This window comes from Frigoribacterium sp. Leaf186 (genome assembly GCF_001423905.1).
GTDB lineage: Bacteria > Actinomycetota > Actinomycetes > Actinomycetales > Microbacteriaceae > Frigoribacterium.
The window spans coordinates 309,191-332,548 of sequence record NZ_LMPQ01000012.1; the positions used below are offsets into that span (position 1 = coordinate 309,191).

Consider the following 23,358-nt stretch of genomic DNA (forward strand, 5'->3'; position numbering starts at 1 on the left):
CTCCGCACCCGCACGACGGTCCGCCCGGCTGACCGCCCGCACCACCGAGACGAAGAAGAGAACGACATGACGAAGAAGACGAAGGCGCTGCTCGCAGCGGCCGTCGTGGTGGCCCTGGCCGTCACGGCCGGCATCGCCTCCCTCGTCGTCGGAGGGTCTGGCGGCCCGTCGACGGACCAGGCAGGCGCCGGCGCGGACGCGACCGGCACCCCCGGCACGGGCACCCCGACCCCGCAGGCCCGCACCGCCACCGAGATCGGCGAGGCCTTCCTCGACGACTACGTCGACGACGACGGCCGCGTCGTCCGGCGCGACCAGGGCGACGACACCGTCAGCGAGGGGCAGGCCTACGGCATGCTCGTCGCGGTCGCCGTGGGCGACGTGAAGCGGTTCGACGCCATCTGGAGCTGGACGGAGGACGAGCTCGTCCGACCCGACGGACTGCTCGCCTGGCAGTGGAAGGACGGCGCCGTCGTCGACGACATGCCGGCCAGCGACGCCGACGTCGACGCCGCCCGGGCCCTCGTGCTCGCCGGCTCGACGTTCGACCGCCCCGACCTCACCACCTCGGGCGTCGACCTCGGCACCGACGTGCTCGACGAGATGACCGTCTCGACCGACGTCGGACGCATCCTGCTGCCGGGCCCCTGGGCCATGGGCGCCGGCCCCTGGTCCTACAACCCGTCGTACGCGTCGCCGGCCACGTTCGCGCAGCTCGGCGAGGCCAGCGGCGACCCCCGCTGGGCCGAGCTCGAGGCCGGGTCGCGAGCCGTGACCACGAACATTCTCTCCTCGACCGCGCTGCCGAGCGACTGGGCGCAGGTCCGGCAGGACGGCACCACCGTGCCCCTGCCGAGCGCCGACGGGTCGTCGGGCAGCGTGCAGTACAGCTACGACGCCGGCCGTCTCGCCCTGCGCTACGCCGAGTCGTGCCAGCCCGAGGACGTGGCCCTGGCCGCGTCGATGGCCGACGTGCTGCAGCGGTACGACGAACTGCCCATGCAGCTCGACCTCGGCGGGCAGTCGGTCGGCTCGGACCAGAGCCCGCTCGCCTACGCCGCCCGCGCGGCGGCCGAGGCCAGCGCCGGCCAGCACGACCGTGCCGCCGCCGACCTGCGGACCGCCGACGACCTGTCGCAGTCCACCCCCACCTACTACGGCTCCGCGTGGGCGGCCCTCGCCGCCCTGCAGCTCGAGGGCACGAGCCTCGGTGCCTGCTCACCCCTGGCGGTGGCCCGATGAGCCTCGCGACCTTCGTGGCGGGCCACCGTGCGGCCGTCCTCGCGGCCGGCGCGGCCGTGGTGCTCGTGGCCGGCGGCGTGACCGTGGCGGCCCTGGCCGCGCAACCCGACGGCACCACGACCACGACCTCGACCTCGCCCTCGCCCTCCTCGACGCCGGACGCGGCCAGCGGGTCGGCCGGTGCGTTCCAGGACCCGGCGGCACCGTCGTACACGGCGCCCCCGGCGGACGCCACCCCGGTCCGCGTGCAGATCCCGTCGATCGGCGTGGACTCCGGCCTCGAAGCCCTCGGCCTCGGCGCCCAGGGCGAGCTCGACCCGCCGAAGGCGTGGCAGTCGGCCGGCTGGTACCAGGACGGCGTCGTGCCCGGCGCCGTCGGCCCCGCCGTCATCGCCGGCCACGTCGACTCGGGCAGCGGCCCGGCCGTCTTCGTCGACCTGGCGAAGCTCACGACCGGCGACGAGGTGACGGTGACGCTCTCGACCGGCTCGGTCGAGACCTTCCGCGTCACCGGAAGCGAGCGCACCCCGAAGGCGACGTTCCCGACGAGCGACGTCTACGGTGCGAGCCCGACGCCCGGCCTCCGCCTGATCACCTGCGACGGCACCTTCGACCGGTCGACGGGGCACTACGTCGACAACCTGATCGTGTTCGCCGACCTGGTCACCTCGTGACCGGCGGCCGCCCCGGCGGCCCCCGCCGCGCCTCCTGAACCCGGCGCACCGACCCACCCCCCGGCACCCGAAAGCCGACACGCGACACCCCGACACCCCGACACCCCGACACCTCCGACTCCCACCCGACGGGAAAGGACCCCCCTCATGAACGACGCCCTCGTCATCATCCCGACCTTCAACGAGCGCGAGAACCTCGACTGGATCGTGGGGCGCACGCTGGCCTCCGGCGCCTCGGTCGACGTGCTCGTCGTCGACGACGGCTCGCCCGACGGCACCGGCGAGCTCGCCGACGCCTACGCCGCGCGCGACCCGCGCGTGCACGTGATGCACCGCACCGAGAAGGCCGGCCTCGGCGCCGCCTACCTGGCGGGCTTCGCCTGGGGGCTCGAGCGCGGCTACGACGCCCTCGTCGAGATGGACGCCGACGGCTCGCACCACCCCGAGTACCTGCCCGGCATGCTCGAGCTGCTGCGCGAGAACGACCTGGTGCTCGGCTCGCGCTGGGTGCCCGGCGGCGCCGTCGAGAACTGGCCGCTGCGGCGCGAGCTGCTCAGCCGCGGCGGCAGCTGGTACACCCGGGGCGCCCTGGGCATCCGGGTGGCCGACACGACCGGCGGGTTCCGCGTCTTCCGGTCGTCGGCGCTGCAGCGCATCGACCTCGACCGGGTCGAGTCGCGCGGTTACTGCTTCCAGGTCGACCTGCTCTGGCGCGCGCTGCAAGCGGGCCTGCGGGTCGTCGAGACTCCGATCACGTTCACCGAGCGCATCCACGGCGCCTCGAAGATGAGCGGCTCGATCGTCAGGGAGTCGCTGACCAAGGTGACCCTCTGGGGTCTGCGACGACGGTCTCGCGCCGTCGTCGAGTTGGTCGTGCGACACCGTCGCCTGCCGAGCGTCCGCGCCACCTCGCACCGGGTCGGGCCCGTGCGAGGCGGCGTGTCGACGCGCTAGCAGGGAGGCGACACACAGCGCGCGCGCCCGGGGTGGTCAGCCCCGGGCGCGCGCGTCGTGCGTGGTGCGTGGTGCGGCGTCAGCGGACGATCGCGACCGAGTGCGCCGGCAGCAGCAGGCTCGACCCCGCGGCGATCGACTCGTCGCTGGCGAACAGGACGGTCTCGGCGCTCACCGCGACCCGCGCCTCCTGGTCGGCGAGGTTGATCGCGATCTTCAGGTCGCCGCGCGTCAGCACGAGCCAGCGGGCGTCGCCGTCGTAGTCGACGCTCGTCTCGCCGAAGCGGGGGTCGGTGAGCGCCGGCTCGCTGCGGCGGAGGGCGCCCAGACGGCGGTACGCGTCGAGCAGCACCGCGTGGCGGCCGGTCTCGAGCTCGGACCAGTCGAGCTTGCTGTTCTCGAAGGTCGAGGGCTCTTGCGGGTCGGGCACCGACGACTCGTCCCAGCCCATCTTCGCGAACTCCTCGATGCGGCCCTTCGCCGTGGCCTCGCCCAGGTCGTGCTCGGGGTGCGAGGTGAAGAACTGCCACGGGGTCGAGGCGGCCCACTCCTCGCCCATGAAGAGCATCGGCGTGTACGGGCCGGCGAGGGTGAGCGTCGCGGCGATGACCAGCTGACCGTCGTCGAGCGTCGCCGCGAGGCGGTCGCCGATCGCCCGGTTGCCGATCTGGTCGTGGTTCTGGTTCGCCACGACGAGTCGCCAGGTCGGCATGTGCTCGGTGTCGACCGGGTGGCCGTGCTCCGCCTCACGGAACGACGACCAGGTGCCGTCGTGGAAGAACCCCTTGGTGAGCACCTTCGCGAGGGCGCCGAGCGGTTCGAAGTCGGCGTAGTACCCGGTCGTCTCACCCGTCAGCGCGACGTGGACGACGTGGTGGAAGTCGTCGCTCCACTGCGCGTCGAGGCCGTAGCCCTGGCGGTGGTCGGGGCCGAAGCCACCGCCGTCGCGCGGGGTGACGAGCCGGGGGTCGTTGAGGTCGCTCTCGGCGATCAGCGAGAGCGGGCGGCGCAGGTGGCTGCTGAGCGCGGCCGTCCGCTCGGCCAGTTCTTGCAGCAGGTGGACGTCGCTGTCGTCCTTCAGCGCGTGCACGGCGTCGAGGCGCAGGCCGTCGACGTGGTAGTCGTCGAGCCACATGGCCGAGTTGTCGAGGATGAACTCGCGCACCTCGTGGGCACCGTCGTCGTCGAGGTTGACGTTGTCGCCCCAGGTGTTCGCGTGCTTGCTCGAGAGGTAGGGCCCGAACAGCGGCAGGTAGTTGCCCGAGGGGCCGAGGTGGTTGTAGACGACGTCCTGCACCACGCCGAGGCCGGCCGCGTGCGCGGCGTCGACGAAGCGCTGGTACGCCTCGGGCCCGCCGTAGTTGTCGGTGACCGTGAACCAGTCGACGCCGTCGTAGCCCCAGTTCCAGCGGCCGTTCACGCCGTTGACCGGCAGCAGCTCGACGAGGTCGACGCCCAGGTCGACGAGGTGCGGCAGCTTCTCGATCGCCGAGTCGAGCGTGCCGTCGGGGGTGAACGTGCCGACGTGCAGCTCGTACACGACCGACCCGGCCAGCTGACGGCCCGTCCAGGCGTCGTCGGTCCAGGCGAAGGCCGACGGGTCGTAGGTCTCGCTGAGGCCGTGCACGCCGTCGGGCTGGCGGCGCGAGCGGGGGTCGGGCAGCGGGGTCTCGTCCTCGGGCGAGTCCCCGCCGTCGAGCACGAAGCCGTAGCGGTGGCCCGGCCCACGGTCGAGGTCGGCGGGGGCCCGCCACCACCCGGTCTCGGGTTCGGACGTCAGCGGCAGCAGCTCGCCGTCGAGGTGGAGGTGCACGGTGGTCGCTTCAGGGGCCCAGACGTCGTAGACGCTCATCGGTCTCCTCGGGTTCGGAAGGGGCGGGGGAGGGGGCCGAGGAGTCACGACGTGCCGCCCACGTCGAGACGTGAGCGGCACGGGTGACAGCTCGCTGCCGGTGACGGTAGTCGGGCGCGAGCCGGCGGGGTCAGTCCTCTGCGGGGATCAGCAGGGCGACGGGGTACGTCTCGAGCACGTCGGCCAGGCGGAGGCGACCGCCCTCGTGCCGCCGGCCGGTGAACGCGTCGCGGTACGCGCCTCCTGCGGTCAGCACGACGGTGTCGTCCCAGCCGCCGGCCTGGTCGAGCGCGACGGGCAGGCGGGTCGCGAACGCGAGCGCGCCACCGCGGTCGACGGCCACGGCCGACGCCGCCTGCTCGCCGAGGACCGGCAGTGCGGCGTACCGCGTGAACAGGTCGGGGCGGTCACGGCGCAGGGTCAGCGCGTGGTGCGTGACGACGAGCTTGGCGGCACCGGTGTCGTCGATCGCGGGGGTCGCGCCGGCGCGGACCTCGTCCAGGAGGCGCCGGCGCAGTCCGAAGTCGACCTCGCGTCGGTTGTCGGGGTCGACGAGGGAGAAGTCCCACAGCTCGCCGCCCTGGTAGACGTCGGGGCTGCCCGGCCCGGTCAGCTGCATCAGCGCGACTCCGAGCGAGTTGCTGTAGCCCGGGGCGCGCAGCACGTCGACGATGCGCTCGACCTCGTGGCGCACCTCGTCGTCGTCGAAGGCCGCGTCGACCGCCGCGTGCATCCGTGCCTCGAAGGCCTCGGCCTCGTCGGTGCGGTCGGTCCACGTGGTCGACGTGCTCGCCTCGCGGGACGCCTTCTCGGCGTAGTCGTGCAGGCGCTCGCGCGACGCGGGCCACGAGCCGACGATCGTCTGCCAGAGGATGTTCTCGAACGGGCCGTCGCCGACCGGGGCGAGCTCGCGCAGCCGCTCGAGGGTCGCCGCCCACTCGGTGGCGACCTCGGCCAGCACCGAGATGCGGGCGCGGACGTCGGCGCTGCGCTTGGTGTCGTGGGTCGACAGGGTGGTCATGCCGAACGGGCGCTCGGCCAGGCGGACCTGCTGACGGGCGTGGAACTCGTCGGGGGTGAGGGCGAACTCGCTCGGATCGGCGCCGACCTCGGTCAGCGTCGCCAGGCGGCTGTAACGGTAGAACGCCGTGTCCTCCACGCCCTTCGCCATCACCATGCCGCTGGTCTGCTGGAACCGCACGGACGCGGGGTGCGACTCGTCGCGCAGCACGGCGACGACCTCGTCGATCGCATCGGTCAGCTCGGGTCGGTGCGACATCGCGACCTCGGCGGCCTCGGTGAGCCAGGCGGCGCCCTGCGGCAGGTAGCTGCGGTACACCGGGAACGCCGCGGCGAGCTCGGCCAGGGCGTCGACGACGGCCGGGTCGACGGTGCCGCCGCCGGCGATCAGGCGGGCGAGGCGGTTGATCTCGCTGCCCAGGATGCCGTCGGCGATGCCGCGCTTCGTGCCGAGGATCATCTCGTGCCAGTCGGCGGGCTCGTCACCGGTGGTCTCGTCGGCCCCGGCGGCCTTCTCGTCGGCATCGACCCCGCGCGCCCCGCGCAGGCGCGAGTCGAGGGCGTCGAGCGCGGGGGCACCGCTCGGGTCGACGAAGAGGCGGTCGAGGTCGGCGAGGGCGTCGTAGCCCGTGGTGCCGGCCGTGGCCCAGTTCTCGGGCAGGCGCTCGTCGCCCTCGAGGATCTTCTCGACGAGGACGTGGGCGTCGCCCGTGAGCGTCGCGAGCCGGTCGAGGTAGCCCCCGGGGTCGGCCAGGCCGTCCGGGTGGTCGACGCGCAGGCCGTCGACCAGTCCCTCGGCGAACCAGCGGCCGATCTCGGCGTGCGACTCGGCGAAGACCCGCTCGTCTTCGACGCGGATGCCGGCGAGAGTGTTGACGGCGAAGAAGCGGCGGTAGTTCAGGTCGGTGTCGGCGCGCTTCCAGTGCACGAGCTCGTAGGCCTGGCGCGCGTGCACGGCGGTCGCGTCGTCGCCGGGCGCACTCGTGCCCGGGGCGATCGGGTAGACGTTGTCGTAGTAGTGCAGCTCGTCGCCCTCGACGCTCAGGCCCTCGATCGAGCCGTCGGACGCGGCGGGCTCGCCGAGCACGGGCAGCAGCACCTTGCCGCCGCCGGCCGCCCAGTCCACGTCGAACGCGTCGGCGTAGCGCGACTCGCGGCCGTGGGTCAACAGGTCCCACCACCAGACGCTCGCCTTCGGCGTCGCGACGCCGACGTGGTTCGGCACGATGTCGACCAGCACGCCGAGGCCCGCGGCGTGGGCGCGGGTCGAGAGCTCGTCGAGCCCCTCGGCGCCGCCGCGCTCGGGGTCGACCAGGCTGTGGTCGACGACGTCGTAGCCGTGGTCGCTGCCCGGCTCGGCGGCGAGGATCGGCGACAGGTACACCCAGTCCGCCCCGAGGTCGTGCAGGTACGGCACCAGTTCGGCGGCGGCGTCGAGGTCGAAGGAGGCGCGCACCTGGAGGCGGTACGTCGAGCGCGGGTGCATGGTCGGTTCGTGTCGGGTCACAGTTCTTCCTCGGCCGTGGCACGCAGGACGACGAGCGAGCGACCCACCACGGGGAGTCGGTCACCGGCCCGCAGGGCCGCGAGGGCCTGCGGTGTCGAGGGCGGTTGGGGGGTGGTGGCGGCCCGGGTGGCCGTCGGGGTGCGGGGGGCGGCGTTCGCCGGGGGCGGAGGCGCGGTCACGGTGCTGTCGACAACGACCTCCCAGCCCTGGGCGTACTCGTCGGGCGGCAGGACGAACGTGACCGTCTCGGCGCTGGCGTTGAAGTAGAGCACGAAGTTGACGTCGGTGATGCGGCCGCCGCGGGCGTCGCGCCCGCGGATGCCGTTGCCGTTCAGGAACATGCCGATCGCCTTGGCGTACGACTCGTTCCACTCGCCTTCGTGCATGGCGTCGCCCTCGGTGGTCAACCACACGATGTCGGGCAGGGGCTCGCCCTCGCCCCTCGTGACGGGTCGGCCGTTGAAGTAGCGCTGGCGACGGAAGGTCGGGTGGTCGTGGCGGAGCTTGATGACCTCGGCGACGAACTCGATCAGCTCGCGGTCGGCGTTCGGCCAGTCGATCCAGCTGATCTGGTTGTCTTGGGCGTAGGTGTTGTTGTTGCCGCCCTGGGTGCGACCCAGCTCGTCGCCGTGCAGCAGCATCGGCACACCCTGGCTGAGCAACAGCGTCGCGAGGAAGCTGCGCTGACGCTGTTCGCGGAGGGCACGGATCTCGCCGTCGTCGGTCTCGCCCTCGACGCCGGAGTTCCACGAGCGGTTGTGGCTCTCGCCGTCGTTGCCGTTCTCGCCGTTGGCGTCGTTGCGCTTGTCGTTGTAGCTGACCAGGTCGCGCATCGTGAAGCCGTCGTGGGCCGTGACGAAGTTGATGCTCGCCACCGGGCGGCGGCCGTCGCGTTCGTACAGGTCGGCCGAGCCCGTGATGCGGCTGGCGAACTCGCCGAGGGTCGAGGGCTCGCCGCGCCAGAAGTCGCGCACGGTGTCGCGGTACTTGCCGTTCCACTCGGTCCACTGCGGCGGGAAGTTGCCGACCTGGTAGCCGCCGGGTCCGACGTCCCACGGCTCGGCGATCAGCTTGACCTGCGAGACGATCGGGTCCTGTTGCACGAGCTCGAAGAAGGTGGAGAGCCGGTCGACCTCGTAGAACTCGCGGGCGAGCGAGGCGGCCAGGTCGAAGCGGAACCCGTCGACGTGCATCTCGGTGACCCAGTAGCGCAGGCTGTCCATGATCAACTGCAACGAGTGCGGGTGCCGGACGTTCAGGCTGTTGCCGGTGCCCGTGTAGTCCATGTAGTGCTGCTGGTCGCCGTCCATCAGCCGGTAGTACGCGGCGTTGTCGATGCCCTTGAACGACAGCGTCGGCCCCAGGTGGTTGCCCTCGGCGGTGTGGTTGTAGACGACGTCGATGATGACCTCGATGCCGGCCTCGTGCAGCACGCGCACCATCGTCTTGAACTCCTGCACCTGCTGACCGATGTCGCCGGTCGCCGAGTAGGCGGCGTGGGGGGCGAAGAACCCGATGGTGTTGTAGCCCCAGTAGTTGCTGAGGCCCTTCTCGAGCAACGTGTTGTCCTGCACGAACTGGTGCACGGGCATCAGTTCGAGCGTGGTGATGCCGAGCTTCTTGAGGTGCTCGATGATCGCCGGGTTCGCGACGCCGGCGTAGGTGCCGCGTTCTTCCTCGGGGATGTCGGGGTGCGTCTCGGTGAGGCCCTTGACGTGTGCCTCGTAGATGACGGTCTCGTCGTAGCTGTACTTGGGGGCGCGGTCGCCCTGCCAGTCGAAGAACGGGTTGATGACGACGCCCAGCATCATGTGCGGGCCGCTGTCCTTGTCGTTGCGCGAGTCGGGGTCGCCGAAGGTGTAGGCGAACAGCGCCTCGTCCCAGTCGATCTCGCCGCAGGTGGCCTTGGCGTAGGGGTCGAGCAGCAGCTTGTTCGGGTTGGCCCTGACGCCCTTGGCCGGGTCGTACTCGCCGTGCACGCGGTAGCCGTACCGCTGGCCGGGTTGCACGGTGGGCAGGTAGGCGTGCCAGACGTAGGCGTCGACCTCGGTGAACTCGACCCTCGTCTCGGTTCCGTGGTCGTCGAAGAGGCACAACTCGACCTTGCTGGCGGCTTCGCTGAAGATCGCGAAGTTGGTGCCGCTGCCGTCGTAGGTCGCGCCGAGGGGGTAGGGATTGCCGGGCCAGGTGTGCATCGAACCTCCGATTGGGACTCGCTCAGCCTAGGGGCGAACGGCCGCGCCGTCCGCGCGAGGACGGGGCGCCCACCCGGCCGCGGGGGCCGGGCTGACGCCCCGTCGAGGGCCGGGTCCGCTACTTCGTGACGGCCGCCAGGGCGTCGACGATCCCCTCGCCGAACCACCCGTTGTCCGCGGCCGTGCCCGTGCAGGTCGTGGTGCCGGCGGGGCACGGGGTGTCGGTCGCCTGCCGCTCGAGCAGGCCGGTCAGGGCCGTGCCGCTCAGGCGCGGGTGGGTGGACTTCAGCAGGGCCAGCACGCCGGCGACGTGCGGCGAGGCCATCGAGGTGCCCGACTTGGTGCCGTAGCCGCCACCGGTCACGGTCGACAGGATCGCCGAGCCCGGCGCCGCGACGTCGATGACGCCCTGGCCGTAGTTCGAGAAGCCCGACTTCGCCCCGGCCGAGGTGGTCGACGACACGGTGACGACGCCGTCGAGTTCGGTCGGGATGTCCAGGCAGCGCGAGTCGATGGGGCGGGTCGTCGGCGTGGTGTCGTTCGGGCTGTCGGTGTCGACCGTCTTGTTCGCGAGGTCGATCGACGAGTTGCCCGCCGCCGCCACGTTGACGATGCCCTTCTTCTGGGTGAACTGCACGGCGCGGTCGACGGCGGTCAGCACGGCCGCCTGGTCGACGTCCGAGCCGCACCAGAACTGCCACGGGTCGACGTAGTAGCTGTTGTTCGTGATGTCGGCGCCGGTCGCCGCGGCCTGCATGAAGCCACAGATGGCGGCCTCGGGGTAGATGAACCCGTCGTCGCTGACGACCTTGACGGCCGACAGGGTCACGCCGGGGGCCACGCCCACGATGCCGACGCCGTTGCGGGCGGCGGCGATCGTGCCGGCCACGTGGGTGCCGTGGTCGCTCGTGGTCGGCTGCCAGGCGGCGTAGGCCCGGTCGGGCGTGCCGGTCAGGCAGCTCGCCGAGGCGGCGACGTCGATGTTCGGCTGCAGGTCGGGGTGGTCGCCCTGGATGCCCGAGTCGAGCACGGCGACGAGCACGCCGCGGCTGCCGTCGGTGACCTGGTGCGCCCGGTCGGCCCCGATCGCGGCGAGGTCCCACTGCTGTGCCTCGAGCGGGTCGGCGACGACGGTCGTGGCCTCCTCGAGCCGCTGCTCGGGCGAGGTCGTAGCCCTCGGCCCGCCGGGGTGCCCCGGACCGCCGGGCGTGCCGGGCCCGCCCGGGGTGCCGGGCTTCACGGGCTTGCCCGGACCGGGGGCCGTCGTGCCGACGCCGTAGGTCGGGTCGGTCTCGGCGACCGCGGCGGTGCGGGTGGCTCCGGCCGAGAGCACGGCCTTGTCGCCGCGCACCGAGGCCGCGAAGTTCGTGTTGCTCGACTGGGCCACGACGACGCCGAGGTCGGCGTAGGCGGCGATCACGCTGCCGCCCGCGGCGGCGACCGCGCGCTCGACCTGCTTCGTCGCGCCCGGGTTCGCCTTGGTGGCGTTCACGGCGTAGTTCATCACCGCTCCCTCGACGACGGGCAGTGCCGGGCCCGGTCGACCGGGTGCGGCGGGCGCCGACGGGGCGGCCCCGGGAGGCGCGGCGACGGCGGCACCGGAGCCCACGGCGACGAGTCCCAGGGTGAGGGCGGCCGCGACGCAGACGGTGGTGGCGCGGCGGCGGGTGCCGCGCGGGCGGGGGTCGGTGAAGGTCATGGTTCTCCTCGTCGGGTCGCGCGTGCCGGGTGGGACGCGCGGGGAGCCGGTGGCTCGTCGCGGGCCACGCCCGGTGATCCGACGAGCCGCCGTGCTCCTCACAGGAAGTCTGAAGAATCTTCGGCCCGGGCACAGTGGGCACTTGGGGGGACGCCTCGTGACCCCCGTTCGGGGTACGCCCGTCGGGGGCGGGCCGGGTAGCGTCGGCTCATGTCCTCCACTGCCGCTCGACGAGCCGCCACCCTCCCTCCCCGTCGTGCCCTCCCGACGATCCCGACGATCTCGGGCTCGGCCTCGTGAAGATCGTCGTCATCGGGTCCACCGGCCACGTCGGGGGCTTCCTCGTCCCGCGACTGGTCGAGGCCGGCCACGAGGTGGTCGCCGTCAGCCGCGGCGAGTCGGAGCCGTACCGACCGCACGCCGCGTGGTCACGCGTGACGCGCCTCCTGCTCGACCGCGAGGCGGGCGACGCCGACGGCACGTTCGCGCGCGAGATCGCCGGCCTCGGCGCCGACGTCGTCATCGACATGATCTGCTTCACGGTCTCGTCGGCGCGCAAGATGGTCGACGCGTTGCAGGGCACGGGCACCGTGTTGGTGCACTGCGGCACCGTGTGGGTGCACGGCCCGTCGCGCGAGGTGCCGATCACCGAAGAGGCCGAGCGCACGCCGTTCGGCGAGTACGGCACGCAGAAGGCCGCGATCGAAGAGCTGCTGCTGCGCGAGTCGCGACGTCCGGGCGGGGTCCGGTCCGTCGTGCTGCACCCGGGTCACATCACCGGCCCCGGCTGGCCGATGATCAACGCCGTCGGCAACCTCGACCTCACGGTGTGGGAGGCCCTGGCCACGGGTCGCGAGATCGCCGTGCCGGGCCTCGGCCTCGAGACCGTCCACCACGTGCACGCCGACGACGTCGCGCAGGCCTTCCAGCTCGCCGCCGAGCGGCACTCGCAGGTCGTGGGCGAGGCGTTCCACGTCGTCAGCGACCGGGCCATCACGCTGCGCGGGCTCGCCGAGGCGGTCGCCCGGCACTACGGTCAGGAGGCGCGGCTGCGGTTCGTCTCGTGGGCCGAGTTCCGAGACCAGACGTCCGAAGAGCACGCCGACGCCTCGTGGCAGCACGCGTCGCGCAGCCACTCGATGAGCATCGCCAAGGCGCGCCGCCTGCTCGGCTACGCGCCGCGGTACACCTCGGTGCAGGCCGTCGTCGAGGGCCTCGAGTGGCTCGAGGCCGACGGGCAGCTGACCCTGGCCTGAGCCGGACGCCGTGTCGTCGGGCCGGAAACCGCACCGTCGGGCGCGGGCCGCGCCCGCGGCCGGTCGACGGTCCACTGTCGAGGCATGACCGAACGAGACGACACCTTCACCGCCCTGACCTACGAGCGCGCGCAGCAGAACGTCGACGAGGGCGGCAAGCCCTTCGCCTGCCTGCTCGTCCGCGACGGCGAGATCGTCGCCGAGGCGACGAACCACGTCGCGCAGACCGGTGACCCCACGGCGCACGCCGAGATCCTGGCGATCCGGCTCGCCGCCGAGCAGGGCATCACCGACCTCCGCGGCATCGACGCGTACGTCACGGCCTACCCGTGCCCGATGTGCCTCGGCGCCCTGTACTACGCCCAACCCGACCGCGTCGTCTACGCGGTGTCGCGCGAGCAGGAGGGCGAGCACTACGAGGACGGCAACCGGCTCATGACCCTCGGCACCTTCTACGACGAGTACGCCAAACCGATCGACGAGCGCACCCTGCGGTCCGAGCACGGGCACGCCGAGGACGCCACCGCGCCCTTCGCCGACTGGACGGCCCGACACGCGTCGTGACGCCGAGCGCGTCGTCCCCGGTCAGGCCTCGGCCTCGGCACCCGCCGTACCCGTGAGGATCGGGGCCAGCACGATGATGCCCGCCCCGAGCAGGCTGACGGCCGAACCGACGTAGTCCCACATCGTCGGCTTGAACCCGTCGACCACGATGCCCCAGGCGAGCGAGCCCGCGACGAACACCCCGCCGTAGGCCGCGAGCACCCGGCCGAAGTTCGCGTCGGGTTGGAACGCGGCGACGAAGCCGTAGGCGCCCAGCGAGACGATGCCGAGCAGGGCGAAGAGCCAGCCCCGGTTCTCGCGCACGGCCTGCCAGATCAGCCAGGCACCGCCGATCTCGGCGACCGCCGCGAGGGCGAAGAGCAGGACGATCCGGACGACGGTCATGCTGCATCCTGACAGGCGCCGTGCCCGGGCGGCCCGGTGATCGAGCCGGGCGCGCCTCCTGGGGCCCACGCGGCGTAGCGTCACGGGCGTGCATGCTCCGGCCCTCGGCGCATCCCTCGATCGAGGGAGCGCGTCATGAAGGTCGTCATCACGGGGTCACGCGGCAAGGTCGGCCGGGCGGCCGTCCGCCGCTTCGTCGACGCCGGCCACGACGTGCTCGGCGTCGACCTGGCGCGGCCCGTCTTCGACACGGGCGTCGACGAGCCCGGCCGCTACGTGATGGGCGACCTGACCGACGCCGGCACCGCGTTCTCGGTGGTCGCGGGTGCCGACGCCGTGGTGCACGTCGCGGCCATCCCGCAGCCGACCTCGAACCCGGCCCACGTCGTCTTCCACACCAACCTCATGTCGACCTTCAACCTGGTCGAGGCGGCCGTCCGGTTCGGGGTGCCGCGCGTCGTCAACGTGTCGAGCGAGAGCATCGTCGGCAACTTCTTCCCCGAACGGCCCTTCCTGCCCGACTACGTCCCCGTCGACGAGGAGCACCCCCTGCACCCGCAAGACCCCTACGCCCTGTCGAAGGCGTTCGGCGAACAGCTGATGGACGCCGCCGTCCGGCGCTCCGACCTGCGGGCGATCTCGATCCGCCCGAGCACCGTCCACGACGAGACCAACGACGAGGCGAACCTCGGGCCGCAGGTGCGTCGGGTCGACCCCGAGAGCGCGAACTTCGGCAGCTACGTCGACGCCGACGACCTCGCCGACGCCCTCCTGCTCGCCGCCGAGAGCGACCTGCCCGATCACGAGGTCTTCTACGTCGCAGCGGCCGACAACGCGGGCGGCCACGACCTCGCCGCCACGGTGCGCGAGCACCACGGTGACCGGATCGAGCTGCGCGAGCTCGACCGGGTCGACGCCTCGGGCATCTCGACCGCCAAGGCCCGTCGGTTGCTCGGCTGGACGCCGACGCGGTCGTGGCGGGACCACCTCGACGCCGACGGACGCGCCCTGCCCACCGCGTGACCGGCCGCCGGACGTCAGAGCAGTTCGGAGAGCAGCGCGAACGTGCGGTCGGGGGCCTCGAGCTGCATGTCGTGGTGGACGCCCGGCAGGCGGCGGATCTGCCAGCCGGCGCGCTGGTAGTCGGACACGAGACGCTCGGGCACGACGGCGGGGGAGTCGTCCGACAGCACGACGACAGAAGGCACCGAGGGTGCCGTCGTCGCCACCGGGTGGAAGGCCACGTCGCGGAACACCCCCGTCGCCATGCTCGAGTCGAACCGGGCACGGGCGTCGTCCAGGGAGGCGCGGGTCGCGTCGTCGTACCCGGCCCGCAGTTTCGCGCCCTTCCGCGCCTGGGCGAGCGCGGCGACGCCCATCGTGACGGTCGGCACGGCCCAGAACAGCCGCCCGGCGAGTCCCCGCGTCGGCAGGGCGAGCGAGAACCCGGGGTCGAGGTAGACGGCCGTGCGAGGCTGCAACCGGTCGACGGCACGGACGAGCACCGAGCCGCCCAACGAGTGCCCGACGACGCCGTCCAGACCCTGGGGGAGCGCCTCGGCGAGATCGTCGGCGAAGTCGTCGATCCGGTACGACGACGCCCGGTCGCTCTCGCCGTGGCCCCGCAGGTCGACCGTGGTGACGGTGTACGACCCGGTCGCGACGAGCCGGTCGACGATCGGCCGCCAGGTCGCCCCGTCGGCGCCGAGCCCGTGGACGAGCGCGACGTGGCGCTCGCCGCCGCCGGTGGTCGTGGTGTTCAGGTGCATGACGACCATCCTGCCTGTCATCATGGGGCCCATGCCGACCCGACCGGGCCGACCCACAGCGCGCAGGCACGAGAAGGGCACGACCATGGCGGACGCCGGGTTCAGCACAGAAGAGAAGGCCGCGATGAAGCAGCGCGCCGCCGAGCTCCGGGCCGAGGCGAAGCGCCAGAAGGTGGCCGACAAGGCGGCCGCCGAGGCGCAGGACGCCGTGGACGCCATCGCGGCCATGACCGACGTCGAACGGCCGATCGCCCGGATGGTGCACGAGGTCGTCGCCGAGCACGCCCCGGGCCTCGCCCCGAAGACCTGGTACGGGTTCCCGTCGTACGCGAACGCCGACGGCAAGGTCGTCGTCTTCTTCCAGCCGGGCGCCAAGTTCGGCACGCGGTACTCGACGCTCGGCTTCCAGGACGCCGCCCGACTCGACGACGGGTCGATCTGGGCCACCTCGTACGCGGTGACCGACGACGACGCCGCGACCCGCGCCTCCGTGGCCGCGCTCGTCCGCAAGGCCGCCGGGCTCTGACCCCGGCCGTGGGGACGGCGCTATGATCGTCCCCACGACACACGGGAGTCCGGTGAGCCGGGCTGAGAGGAAGCGAACCACGCTTCGACCGTCGAACCTGATCTGGGTCATGCCAGCGCAGGGAGGAGAAGAACAGATGTCCACGTCCACGCCCGAAAACCGTTCCACGGCGGCTCGCGACAGCTCGACCGGCTTCACGCCGAAGGCCCGCACCACCCCGACCCGGCGCTGGCGCGTCGTCGACATCGTCGTCGCCAGCGTCATCGGCGTCGCCGCCGGCGTCGTGTTCTGGGCCTGGGGCCTGGCCTACACGCCCATCGACAGCGTCCTGAGCTTCTCGGGCGGCTTCGAGGGCATCTTGAACGGCGGCTGGCTCTTCGCCGGCGTGCTCGGCGGCATCGTCATCCGCAAGCCCGGCGCCGCCGTGTACACCGAGGTCGTCGCGGCCGTGGTCTCGATGCTGATCGGCACGCAGTGGGGCTTCTCGGTGCTCATCTGGGGCATCGTCCAGGGGCTCGGCGCCGAGATCGTGCTCGCGGTCTTCCTCTACAAGTCGTGGCGGCTCGGCACGGTGCTGCTCGCCGGCGCCGTCGCCGGCCTCGCCGTCGGCCTGATGGACACCAGCTTCGCCTCGGCCGCCGCGTACGCCGCGGGGTCGAAGGCCGTCTACGTCGTCACCTCGGTCGTGTCGGGCACCGTCATCGCCGGCCTGCTCTCGTGGCTGGCCGCCCGCGGCCTGGCCCGCACCGGGGCGCTGTCGCGGTTCGCCTCGGGACGCTCGGCGGACGCCCGGGTCTAGGCGCGCCTCCTCGTGTCCTCCGTGTCCCACGGGTCGGGCGACGCGCGCGGACCGGCCCAGGGCGAGGTCCGCGGCGCACGCGTCACCGCCCGCGGCTGGGGCTGGCGTCACGCCGGCCGCCGCCTGCCCGCCGTCTCGCAGCTCGACCTCGACGTCGCCCCCGGCGAGCGCGTGCTGCTGCTCGGCGCCTCCGGTGCCGGCAAGTCGACGCTGCTCGCCGGGCTCGCCGGCGTGCTCGGCGGCGACGACGAGGGCGACGAGGCCGGCGACCTGCTCGTCGACGGGCGAGAGCCCGCCGACCAGCGCGGCCGGGTCGGGCTCGTCCTGCAGGACCCCGACTCGCAGGTCGTCCTCGCCCGCGTGGGCGACGACGTCGCGTTCGGCTGCGAGAACCTCGGCGTGCCCCGCGACGAGATCTGGCGGCGCGTCGGCCACGCCCTCGACGCGGTCGGGCTCGACCTGCCGCTGTCGGCGTCGACCTCCGAGCTCAGCGGTGGCCAGAAGCAGCGCCTGGCGCTGGCCGGCGCCCTCGCCATGCGGCCCGGCCTGCTGTTGCTCGACGAGCCGACGGCCAACCTCGACCCCGAGGGCGTCGTCGAGGTGCGCGACGCCGTGGCCCGTGTCCTGGCCGACACCGAGGCGACGCTCGTCGTCGTCGAACACCGGGTCTCGGTCTGGCTGCCCGTCGTCGACCGCGTCGTCGTGCTCGACGCGGGTGGGGGAGTCCTGGCCGACGGCCGACCCGACGACGTGCTGCGGTCCGAACGCGACCGCCTCGTCGACGCGGGGGTGTGGGTCCCCGGCGCCGCGCCTCCCGGGCCGGTCCGGTCGCGCACGACGGGCGACCTGCTGCTCACCGCCACGCAGCTCGCCGTCGGGCACCACGGGCCGAAGGGGCGAGCGGTCGCCTCGGGCGTCGACCTCGCCGTCACCGAGGGGCGCGCCCTCGCCGTCACCGGGACGAACGGGTCGGGCAAGTCCACGGTGGCGCTCACCGTCGCCGGGCTGCTCGCTCCCGTCGGCGGGCGCCTCGAGGCCAGCCCGTCGTTCGCCGACGGCGCCGGCCCGTCGCCGATCCGCTGGAAGCCCCGACAGCTGCTGACCCGCGTGGGCACGGTCTTCCAGGACCCCGAGCACCAGTTCTTGACGGCGACCGTCCGACGCGAGCTGGCGGTCGGTCCGGAGGCGCTGGGCGCGTCCCCGAGGGAGGTCGCCTCGCGTGTCGACCACCTCCTCGACCGGCTGCGCCTCGACCACCTCGCCGGGGCCAACCCGTTCACGCTCTCGGGCGGCGAGAAGCGCCGGCTCTCGGTCGCGACCGTGCTCGCGTCGCGGCCGTCGCTGCTCGTGCTCGACGAGCCGACCTTCGGGCAGGACGCCCGCACCTGGCGCGAACTCGTCGCCCTGCTCGCCGAGCTGCTCGACGAGGGGCGGGCGGTCGTCGCCGTCACCCACGACGCCGAGTTCGTCGAGGCGCTCGCCGACGACGTCCTCGACCTGAGCGCGCACGCCCGACGCGTCGACGCGACCGGCAGGCCACGATGAGCGTGCTGACCCCCGTCGTCGCCACCGGAGCCGTCGGGCGCGTCAACCCGGTCGCCAAGCTGCTCGCCGCGGTCGTGCTCGCGCTCGCCCTGCTGCTCTCGATCGACTGGGTCTCGGCGGGCACGGCCCTGCTGCTCGAGGCCCTGCTGCTGCCGTTCGCGGGTCTGTCGGCCCGGCAGCTGCTCGCCCGCACCGCACCGCTCTGGGTGGCCGCCCCCACGTCGGTCGTGGCCATCGCGCTCTACGGCCGTGACGGCGGTGCGGCCGTCGTCGACTGGGGCCTCGTCTCGGTGACCGAGGGCTCCCTCGCCCTCGCCGGGGCGATCGGGCTGCGCATCCTCGCCGTGGGCGTGCCGGGCATCGTCCTGTTCGCGACGACCGACCCGACCGACCTCGCCGACGGTCTCGGCCAGGTGCTGCGGCTGCCGGCGCGGTTCGTGCTCGGCGGGCTCGCCGGGCTGCGACTGGTGGGCTTGTTCATGGACGACTGGCGACAGCTCGCCCGGGCCCGTCGTGCCCGGGGCGTCGCCGACTCGGGTGGCCCGGTCGGAGCGCTGAGGCGCTTCGGTCAGCAGGCCTTCTCGTTGCTGGTGCTGTCGGTGCGACGGGGCAGCAAGCTCGCCACGGCCATGGAGGCCAAGGGCTTCGGCGCCGACACCCCGCGCACGTGGGCCCGCCCGTCGACGTTCGGGCTGCGCGACGGCGTGCTGGTCGCCCTCGGTGTCGTCATCGCCGGCGTCTCGATCACGGCGGCCGTGCTGGCCGGCACGTGGGAGTTCGTCCTTGCCTGAGCGCGTCGCCGTCGACGACGCCGTCGGCGTCCTGCTGCGCCGGGCCGAGGAGGCGCGGGCCGGGTCGCACCGCGTGGTGCTGCTGATCGACGGCCGGTCGGGTTCGGGCAAGACGACGCTCGGCCGTGCGGTGGCCGCCGCGTGGCCCGCCGACCGGCTGGGCCCCGTGCGCCTGGTGCACCTCGACGACGTCTACCCGGGCTGGCACGGGTTGGCCGCCGCCTCGCGGACGGTCGAGACGACGATGCTCCGGCCGGTGGACCCCGGGTGGCGCCGGTGGGACTGGACCGCCGACCGTGCGGGCGGGTGGGAGGCTCTCGACCCGACCGTCTCGCTGGTCGTGGAGGGGGCGGGGGCGGTGACCCGCGCCTCCTCGGCCCTGGCGGACGTGCGCGTGTGGCTCGAGCTCGACGCGGGGTCTCGGCGGGCACGGGCGCTCGCCCGCGACGGGGCGACGTACGAACCGTGGTGGGACGTCTGGTCCGAGCAGGAGGAGGCGCACCTGGCGGCCGACGACCCCCGCTCGCTGGCGGACGTGGTGGTGCAGGCCTAGGCCCAGCCCAGTTCGTGCAGTTGGTCGTCGTCGATGCCGTAGAAGTGCGCGATCTCGTGGACGAGGGTGACGTGGATCTCGTCGCGGAGCTGCTCGAGGTCGTCGACGGCGGCGAGGTGTGGTTCGCGGTAGAGGATGATGCGGTCGGGCAGTTCGCCGAAGCCGTACTGGCCGCGTTCGGTGAGGGCGACGCCGTCGTAGAGGCCGAGCAGGTCGAGGGTGCCGTCCTCTGGGCGGTCTTCGGTGACGAACACGACGTTGTCGAGCCCGTCGACCATGTCGTCGGGCAGCAGGTCGAGCTGGTCGACGACCATTGCGTCGAACGCGGCGGCGCTCACCTCACCGGGGTCGATGCCCGCGGGCCGGTCGTCGTCGTTCTCGGGTGAGTCGTCCACCCGCCCACCTTCGCACGCCCACGCGGTCTGTCGCTGGGCGCTGCCCCGACCGTGACGAGCGCAGCGACGTTCCACCCCGCTACGTCTTGGATGCGCTCGCGCATCCAAGACAAATAGGCGCGGAGCCCGAAAAACCCCTGCCCATCGGAGGGTAGGGGTTTCCATTCGGGTGAGTAACGGGGCTTGAACCCGCGGCCTCCTAGACCACAACCAGGCGCTCTACCAGCTGAGCTATACCCACCATGTGTGACCACCGAGGCGATCGCAACGAGAAGACTCTACTACAGGCGCGGGGCCCATTCGTCCACGACGGCCTTCGAGATCGCCTGGACGTCGTCGGTGGTGGGGCCGGGGTCGGCGACGAAGCCGGCGCGACGGTAGTACTCGAGTTCGCGGATGGATTCGAGGATGTCGGCGAGGGCGCGGTGGCCGCCGTGTTTCTGGGGGGCGTTGAAGTACACGCGGGGGAACCACCGGCGGGCGAGCTCTTTGATCGACGACACGTCGACGCTGCGGTAGTGCAGGTGGCCGTCGACGCGGGGCATGTACTTGGCGAGGAAGGCCCGGTCGGTGCCGATGGTGTTGCCGGCGAGGGGTGCGTGCTGTTCGGTGGGCACGTACTTGAGGATGTACTCGAGCACTTCGAACTCGGCCTCGGCGAGGCTGACGCCGTCGGGGATCTCGTCGATGAGGCCTGACGAGCGGTGCATCTCGGTGACGAACTCGCCCATGTTGTCGAGCGCCGACTGGTCGGGCTTGATGACGATGGTGAAGCCGGGGTGCACGGGCTTGAGATCGAAGTCGGTGACCACCACGGCCACTTCGACGAGTTCGTCGACGCTGAGGTCGAGCCCGGTCATCTCGCAGTCGATCCAGACCAGTCGGTCGTTGCTCGTAGCCATTGGGCGAGTCTAGTCCGGTGCCCGTCCGCGGCCGCGCCTCCTGTGCTCGACCCGTGGTCGGACCAGGAGGCGCGGGTGCGGGCGCGCGGGACGCCGGGCCTACAGGGCTTCGCCGGCGCCGATGGCCTCGGCTTCGACGCGGGCCGGTTCGGGGCCGTCGTCGACACGGCGGAGGGCCCCGCGGGCGGCGACCACGACGACGAACGCGACGGCGACGCTGGCGGCGGCGAACACGTACGCGGCGCTCGGCGCGATGGTGTCGGCCAGCAGGGTCGCGACGGGCGGGGCGACCGCGCCGCCGAGGAAGCGCACGCCCGAGTAGGCGCTGGACGCGACGGAGCGGGGCAGGTCGGTGGCCTCCATGACGGACTCGGTCAGCACCGTGTTGAGGACGCCGAGCACGAGTCCGCCGACCACGACGCAGACCACCAGCGCGGCGGGGGTGCCGACGAACACGGCCGCGGCGACGAGGTCGAGCGCCAGCAGGGGCAGGGCGATGCGCAGCACGGTCGTCCGGCGGAGGCGCGCGGTCAGCAGGGGCGCGACCCAGACCGAGGTGACGGCCAGGCCGACGCCCCAGCCGAAGAACGTGAACCCGATGCCGAGTGCGCCGAAACCGAGGGGGTAGGGCGTGTAGGCGAGCAGGACGAAGAAGCCGATGTTGTAGAACAGCGCGGTCGCGGCGAGGGCACCGAGCGCCGGGCGGCCCAGGGCACGGAAGGGCGCCGAGAGCCCGGTCGGAGCCACCTTCTCGGTGGCGCCCCCCTTGAGGAACAGCACGATCGCGATGAACGCGATCGCCATCAGCGTGGTGACGCCGAAGAAGGGTCCGCGCCAGCTGACCGAGCCGAGCAGGCCGCCGATCAACGGGCCGATGGCGATGCCGAGGCCGAGGGCCGCCTCGTAGAGGATGATCGCCGAGGCCGTCCCGCCCGACGCCGCGCCGACGATGGTGGCGAGGGCGGTCGAGATGAACAGGGCGTTGCCGAGTCCCCACCCGGCACGGAACCCGATGACCGACCAGACGTCGCCGCTGGTGGCGGCGAACAGGGCGAAGACGACGATCAGGGCGAGCCCGATCAGCAGGGTGCGCTTGGCGCCGAGGCGGCTCGAGACCCAGCTGGTGAAGAACATGGCCACGCCCGTGACGGCGAGGTAGCTGGTGAAGAGCAGTTCGGTCTGCGTGGGGCTGGCCTTCAGCGACTCGGCGATGGCCGGGAGGATCGGGTCGACGAGCCCGATGCCCATGAAGGCGACGACGCAGGCGAACGCGATCGCCCAGACGGCCGTCGGCTGGTTGAGGATGCTCGGTTTCGGCTCGTGCGCGGTCGGGGTCGCGGCGCTCATGCGAACACCGCCTCGGTGTCGGCGCGGACGTCGGCGCGGGTGCCGACGCGCGAGGCCAGGAGGCGGGTCGCTCGGTCGAGCACGTCCCAGTCGTCGTCGTCGAGGTCGGCGAACAGGTCGCCGAGCGAGTCGGCGAGCTGACCTCGCCACTCGGTGAGGGCGGCCGTGCCCTTGGCGGTGATGGCGATGAGCCAGGCGCGCGAGTCGTCGGTGTCGGCGATGCGCTTGACCAGTTCGTCGTCGGCGAGACCGCGGACGAGCTTGGTCATGGTGGGTTGTGAGACGCGGCTGGCCCGGGCGAGGTCGCCGACGCGCAGGTCGCCGTCGGTCGTCAGGATCGAGAGCGTGCGCCAGACGGCGGGGGAGGTGGTGCGGCCGGTCTCCTGCGCGGCGATCCGCGTCAGGCGATGGGTCGACGTCAGGAGGGATTCCAAGATGTCTGTCGGCTGAGAAGTCATCAGCCTAGTGTATAGCCAAGCTATATAGCTTGGCTATCTTTTTTGGGACCGATCTCGGTCTCGGGTGCGCGAGAAGACTGGACGCCGACTCCGCGCCTCCTGGTAGACCTGTGGGCATGACAGACAGCAAGCCCACCGTGGCCGAGGGTTCCGAGTACGTCGTCTTCTTCGACGGCGGTCCGAGCGACGGTTCCACCGACACCCGCATCAGCACCGACGGCTCGTACGACGAGCAGATCACCGACTTCGTGCTGATCGACGGCATGGAGACGGGCATCGTCTACACCGCCACCGAAGCGAAGATGGTCGGCGAGCAGCTGCAGGTGCACTACTCGCTCGACGCGAAGGACAGTGACCCCGTCGACGACCCCGAAGACCGCAACGACGACCGCGACAACTGACGCCGGCGGCCCGGGCCGCCACGACGCACGAGACAGCAGGAGGCGCGGGGGAAGAATCCCCCGCGCCTCCTCGTTGTGCCCGACATGATGCTCGAGCTGTACACGTCCGCCTTCTGCGGTCCCTGCCACGCGGCTCGAGCGGTCGTGGCCGAAGCCCGGGCCCTCGTCCCGTCACTCGTGGTCGACGAAGCCGACGTCGCCGCCCGACCGGACCAGGCCGAACGACGCGACGTCCGCAGCACGCCGACCCTCGTGGTGACGCGCGACGACGGCGAGGTCGTCTTCCGCTCGCCCGGCGTCCCGACGCTCGACCGGCTGCTCGGCGCCCTCGCACTGGCGGTCTGACCACCGGGCTCGAACACGGTCGCCGGGCCGGATCAGTCGCTGGCGGTGCGTGGGACGGGGCACGGTATCGTGGACCGACCGCCCCCGTAGCTCAGCGGATAGAGCAGGAGCCTTCTAATCTCTTGGTCGCAGGTTCGATTCCTGCCGGGGGCACCAGCAGGCACCAGCTCTCGCGGTGCT

Annotated in this window: 23 protein-coding genes, 2 tRNA genes and 1 riboswitch; of the genes, 14 read left to right on the forward strand and 11 right to left on the reverse strand. The window is 72.5% G+C overall.

Annotated features, from left to right (window positions below; all coding sequences use genetic code 11):
* Positions 1–66 precede the first annotated feature (66 nt).
* From ASG05_RS14530 to ASG05_RS14540, 3 genes are all read left to right on the forward strand, one after another.
* Positions 67–1,242, forward strand: a complete 1,176-nt coding sequence (locus tag ASG05_RS14530; RefSeq protein ID WP_056262402.1) for a glycosyl hydrolase family 8 — start codon at positions 67–69, stop codon at positions 1,240–1,242.
* Complete coding sequence (locus ASG05_RS14535; protein ID WP_056262406.1) at positions 1,239–1,916, forward strand: class F sortase; 678 nt, start codon at positions 1,239–1,241, stop codon at positions 1,914–1,916. The genes ASG05_RS14530 and ASG05_RS14535 overlap by 4 nt, the downstream gene beginning before the upstream one ends.
* 147 nt (positions 1,917–2,063) lie before the next feature.
* On the forward strand, positions 2,064–2,870 hold the full coding sequence (locus ASG05_RS14540; protein WP_056262409.1) for a polyprenol monophosphomannose synthase: 807 nt from the start codon (positions 2,064–2,066) through the stop codon (positions 2,868–2,870).
* A 79-nt stretch (positions 2,871–2,949) separates the two neighbouring features.
* On the opposite strand, the gene treZ is transcribed toward ASG05_RS14540, so the two are convergent.
* The 4 genes from treZ to ASG05_RS14560 all read right to left on the reverse strand — a co-directional run bounded on the left by treZ (position 2,950) and on the right by ASG05_RS14560 (position 11,143).
* On the reverse strand, positions 2,950–4,722 hold the full coding sequence (treZ, locus tag ASG05_RS14545) for a malto-oligosyltrehalose trehalohydrolase (protein ID WP_056262412.1): 1,773 nt from the start codon (positions 4,720–4,722) through the stop codon (positions 2,950–2,952).
* 130 nt (positions 4,723–4,852) lie between these two features.
* The gene (gene treY, locus ASG05_RS14550; protein WP_056263149.1) at positions 4,853–7,228 is read right to left on the reverse strand and encodes a malto-oligosyltrehalose synthase; all 2,376 of its coding nucleotides are present in this window, start codon (positions 7,226–7,228) and stop codon (positions 4,853–4,855) included.
* 17 nt (positions 7,229–7,245) lie between these two features.
* Positions 7,246–9,444, reverse strand: coding sequence for a glycogen debranching protein GlgX (gene glgX / locus ASG05_RS14555; RefSeq protein WP_082486839.1), 2,199 nt, complete (start codon positions 9,442–9,444; stop codon positions 7,246–7,248).
* A 118-nt stretch (positions 9,445–9,562) separates the two neighbouring features.
* Entirely contained in the window at positions 9,563–11,143 is a 1,581-nt protein-coding gene (locus ASG05_RS14560; protein WP_056262414.1) for a S8 family serine peptidase, read from the reverse strand.
* A 296-nt stretch (positions 11,144–11,439) separates the two neighbouring features.
* Here ASG05_RS14560 and ASG05_RS14565 point away from each other — a divergent pair, with 296 nt between their 5' ends.
* Both ASG05_RS14565 and ASG05_RS14570 read left to right on the forward strand, forming a co-directional pair.
* Entirely contained in the window at positions 11,440–12,399 is a 960-nt protein-coding gene (locus tag ASG05_RS14565; protein WP_056262416.1) for an NAD(P)-dependent oxidoreductase, read from the forward strand.
* An 84-nt stretch (positions 12,400–12,483) separates the two neighbouring features.
* Positions 12,484–12,963, forward strand: a complete 480-nt coding sequence (locus tag ASG05_RS14570) for a nucleoside deaminase (RefSeq protein WP_056262420.1) — start codon at positions 12,484–12,486, stop codon at positions 12,961–12,963.
* 21 nt (positions 12,964–12,984) lie between these two features.
* On the opposite strand, the gene ASG05_RS14575 is transcribed toward ASG05_RS14570, so the two are convergent.
* Complete coding sequence (locus tag ASG05_RS14575) at positions 12,985–13,347, reverse strand: YnfA family protein (protein ID WP_056262424.1); 363 nt, start codon at positions 13,345–13,347, stop codon at positions 12,985–12,987.
* 135 nt (positions 13,348–13,482) lie between these two features.
* On the opposite strand from ASG05_RS14575, the gene ASG05_RS14580 reads away from it, so the two are divergent.
* Positions 13,483–14,370: an NAD(P)-dependent oxidoreductase gene (locus ASG05_RS14580; RefSeq protein WP_056262426.1), complete on the forward strand. Its 888-nt coding sequence runs from the start codon at positions 13,483–13,485 to the stop codon at positions 14,368–14,370.
* Positions 14,371–14,384: 14 nt separating this feature from the next.
* On the opposite strand, the gene ASG05_RS14585 is transcribed toward ASG05_RS14580, so the two are convergent.
* Positions 14,385–15,116 (reverse strand): alpha/beta fold hydrolase, encoded by a 732-nt coding sequence (locus ASG05_RS14585; protein ID WP_056263152.1) that lies wholly within the window; start codon positions 15,114–15,116, stop codon positions 14,385–14,387.
* 85 nt (positions 15,117–15,201) lie between these two features.
* On the opposite strand from ASG05_RS14585, the gene ASG05_RS14590 reads away from it, so the two are divergent.
* The 5 genes from ASG05_RS14590 to ASG05_RS14610 all read left to right on the forward strand — a co-directional run bounded on the left by ASG05_RS14590 (position 15,202) and on the right by ASG05_RS14610 (position 19,330).
* A complete protein-coding gene (locus ASG05_RS14590; protein WP_056262429.1) occupies positions 15,202–15,642 on the forward strand; it encodes a hypothetical protein in 441 nt (146 codons plus the stop codon).
* A 32-nt stretch (positions 15,643–15,674) separates the two neighbouring features.
* Positions 15,675–15,783, forward strand: a riboswitch (TPP riboswitch).
* The gene (locus ASG05_RS14595) at positions 15,779–16,441 is read left to right on the forward strand and encodes an ECF transporter S component (protein WP_056262432.1); all 663 of its coding nucleotides are present in this window, start codon (positions 15,779–15,781) and stop codon (positions 16,439–16,441) included. (Overlaps the previous riboswitch by 5 nt.)
* A 21-nt stretch (positions 16,442–16,462) precedes the next feature.
* A complete protein-coding gene (locus ASG05_RS14600) occupies positions 16,463–17,986 on the forward strand; it encodes an ABC transporter ATP-binding protein (protein ID WP_056262435.1) in 1,524 nt (507 codons plus the stop codon).
* Positions 17,983–18,777 (forward strand): energy-coupling factor transporter transmembrane protein EcfT, encoded by a 795-nt coding sequence (locus tag ASG05_RS14605; RefSeq protein ID WP_056262437.1) that lies wholly within the window; start codon positions 17,983–17,985, stop codon positions 18,775–18,777. Before ASG05_RS14600 ends, ASG05_RS14605 begins: the two co-directional genes overlap by 4 nt.
* Positions 18,770–19,330, forward strand: coding sequence for an ATP-binding protein (locus tag ASG05_RS14610; protein ID WP_235491533.1), 561 nt, complete (start codon positions 18,770–18,772; stop codon positions 19,328–19,330). The genes ASG05_RS14605 and ASG05_RS14610 overlap by 8 nt, the downstream gene beginning before the upstream one ends.
* Here the strand turns inward: ASG05_RS14610 and ASG05_RS14615 are convergent.
* The 5 genes from ASG05_RS14615 to ASG05_RS14635 all read right to left on the reverse strand — a co-directional run bounded on the left by ASG05_RS14615 (position 19,327) and on the right by ASG05_RS14635 (position 22,432).
* Positions 19,327–19,644 carry a metallopeptidase family protein gene (locus ASG05_RS14615; RefSeq protein ID WP_056263158.1) on the reverse strand — a complete coding sequence of 106 codons (318 nt, stop codon included), beginning with the start codon at positions 19,642–19,644 and terminating at the stop codon, positions 19,327–19,329. The two genes, ASG05_RS14610 and ASG05_RS14615, sit on opposite strands and share 4 nt — an antisense overlap.
* Before the next feature lie 249 nt (positions 19,645–19,893).
* Positions 19,894–19,966, reverse strand: a tRNA-His gene (locus ASG05_RS14620).
* 40 nt (positions 19,967–20,006) lie between these two features.
* Positions 20,007–20,627 (reverse strand): oligoribonuclease, encoded by a 621-nt coding sequence (gene orn / locus ASG05_RS14625; protein ID WP_056262440.1) that lies wholly within the window; start codon positions 20,625–20,627, stop codon positions 20,007–20,009.
* Positions 20,628–20,726: 99 nt separating this feature from the next.
* Positions 20,727–21,974: an MFS transporter gene (locus ASG05_RS14630; RefSeq protein ID WP_056262443.1), complete on the reverse strand. Its 1,248-nt coding sequence runs from the start codon at positions 21,972–21,974 to the stop codon at positions 20,727–20,729.
* Entirely contained in the window at positions 21,971–22,432 is a 462-nt protein-coding gene (locus ASG05_RS14635; protein WP_056262446.1) for a MarR family winged helix-turn-helix transcriptional regulator, read from the reverse strand. The genes ASG05_RS14630 and ASG05_RS14635 overlap by 4 nt, the downstream gene beginning before the upstream one ends.
* A 116-nt stretch (positions 22,433–22,548) precedes the next feature.
* Here ASG05_RS14635 and ASG05_RS14640 point away from each other — a divergent pair, with 116 nt between their 5' ends.
* The 3 genes from ASG05_RS14640 (at position 22,549) to ASG05_RS14650 (ending at position 23,334) form a co-directional block, all read left to right on the forward strand.
* Entirely contained in the window at positions 22,549–22,833 is a 285-nt protein-coding gene (locus ASG05_RS14640) for a hypothetical protein (RefSeq protein ID WP_043597121.1), read from the forward strand.
* An 84-nt stretch (positions 22,834–22,917) separates the two neighbouring features.
* Positions 22,918–23,178: a thioredoxin domain-containing protein gene (locus ASG05_RS14645; RefSeq protein ID WP_056263164.1), complete on the forward strand. Its 261-nt coding sequence runs from the start codon at positions 22,918–22,920 to the stop codon at positions 23,176–23,178.
* 80 nt (positions 23,179–23,258) lie between these two features.
* A tRNA-Arg gene (locus tag ASG05_RS14650) sits at positions 23,259–23,334 on the forward strand.
* The last annotated feature ends 24 nt before the right edge of the window (positions 23,335–23,358 follow it).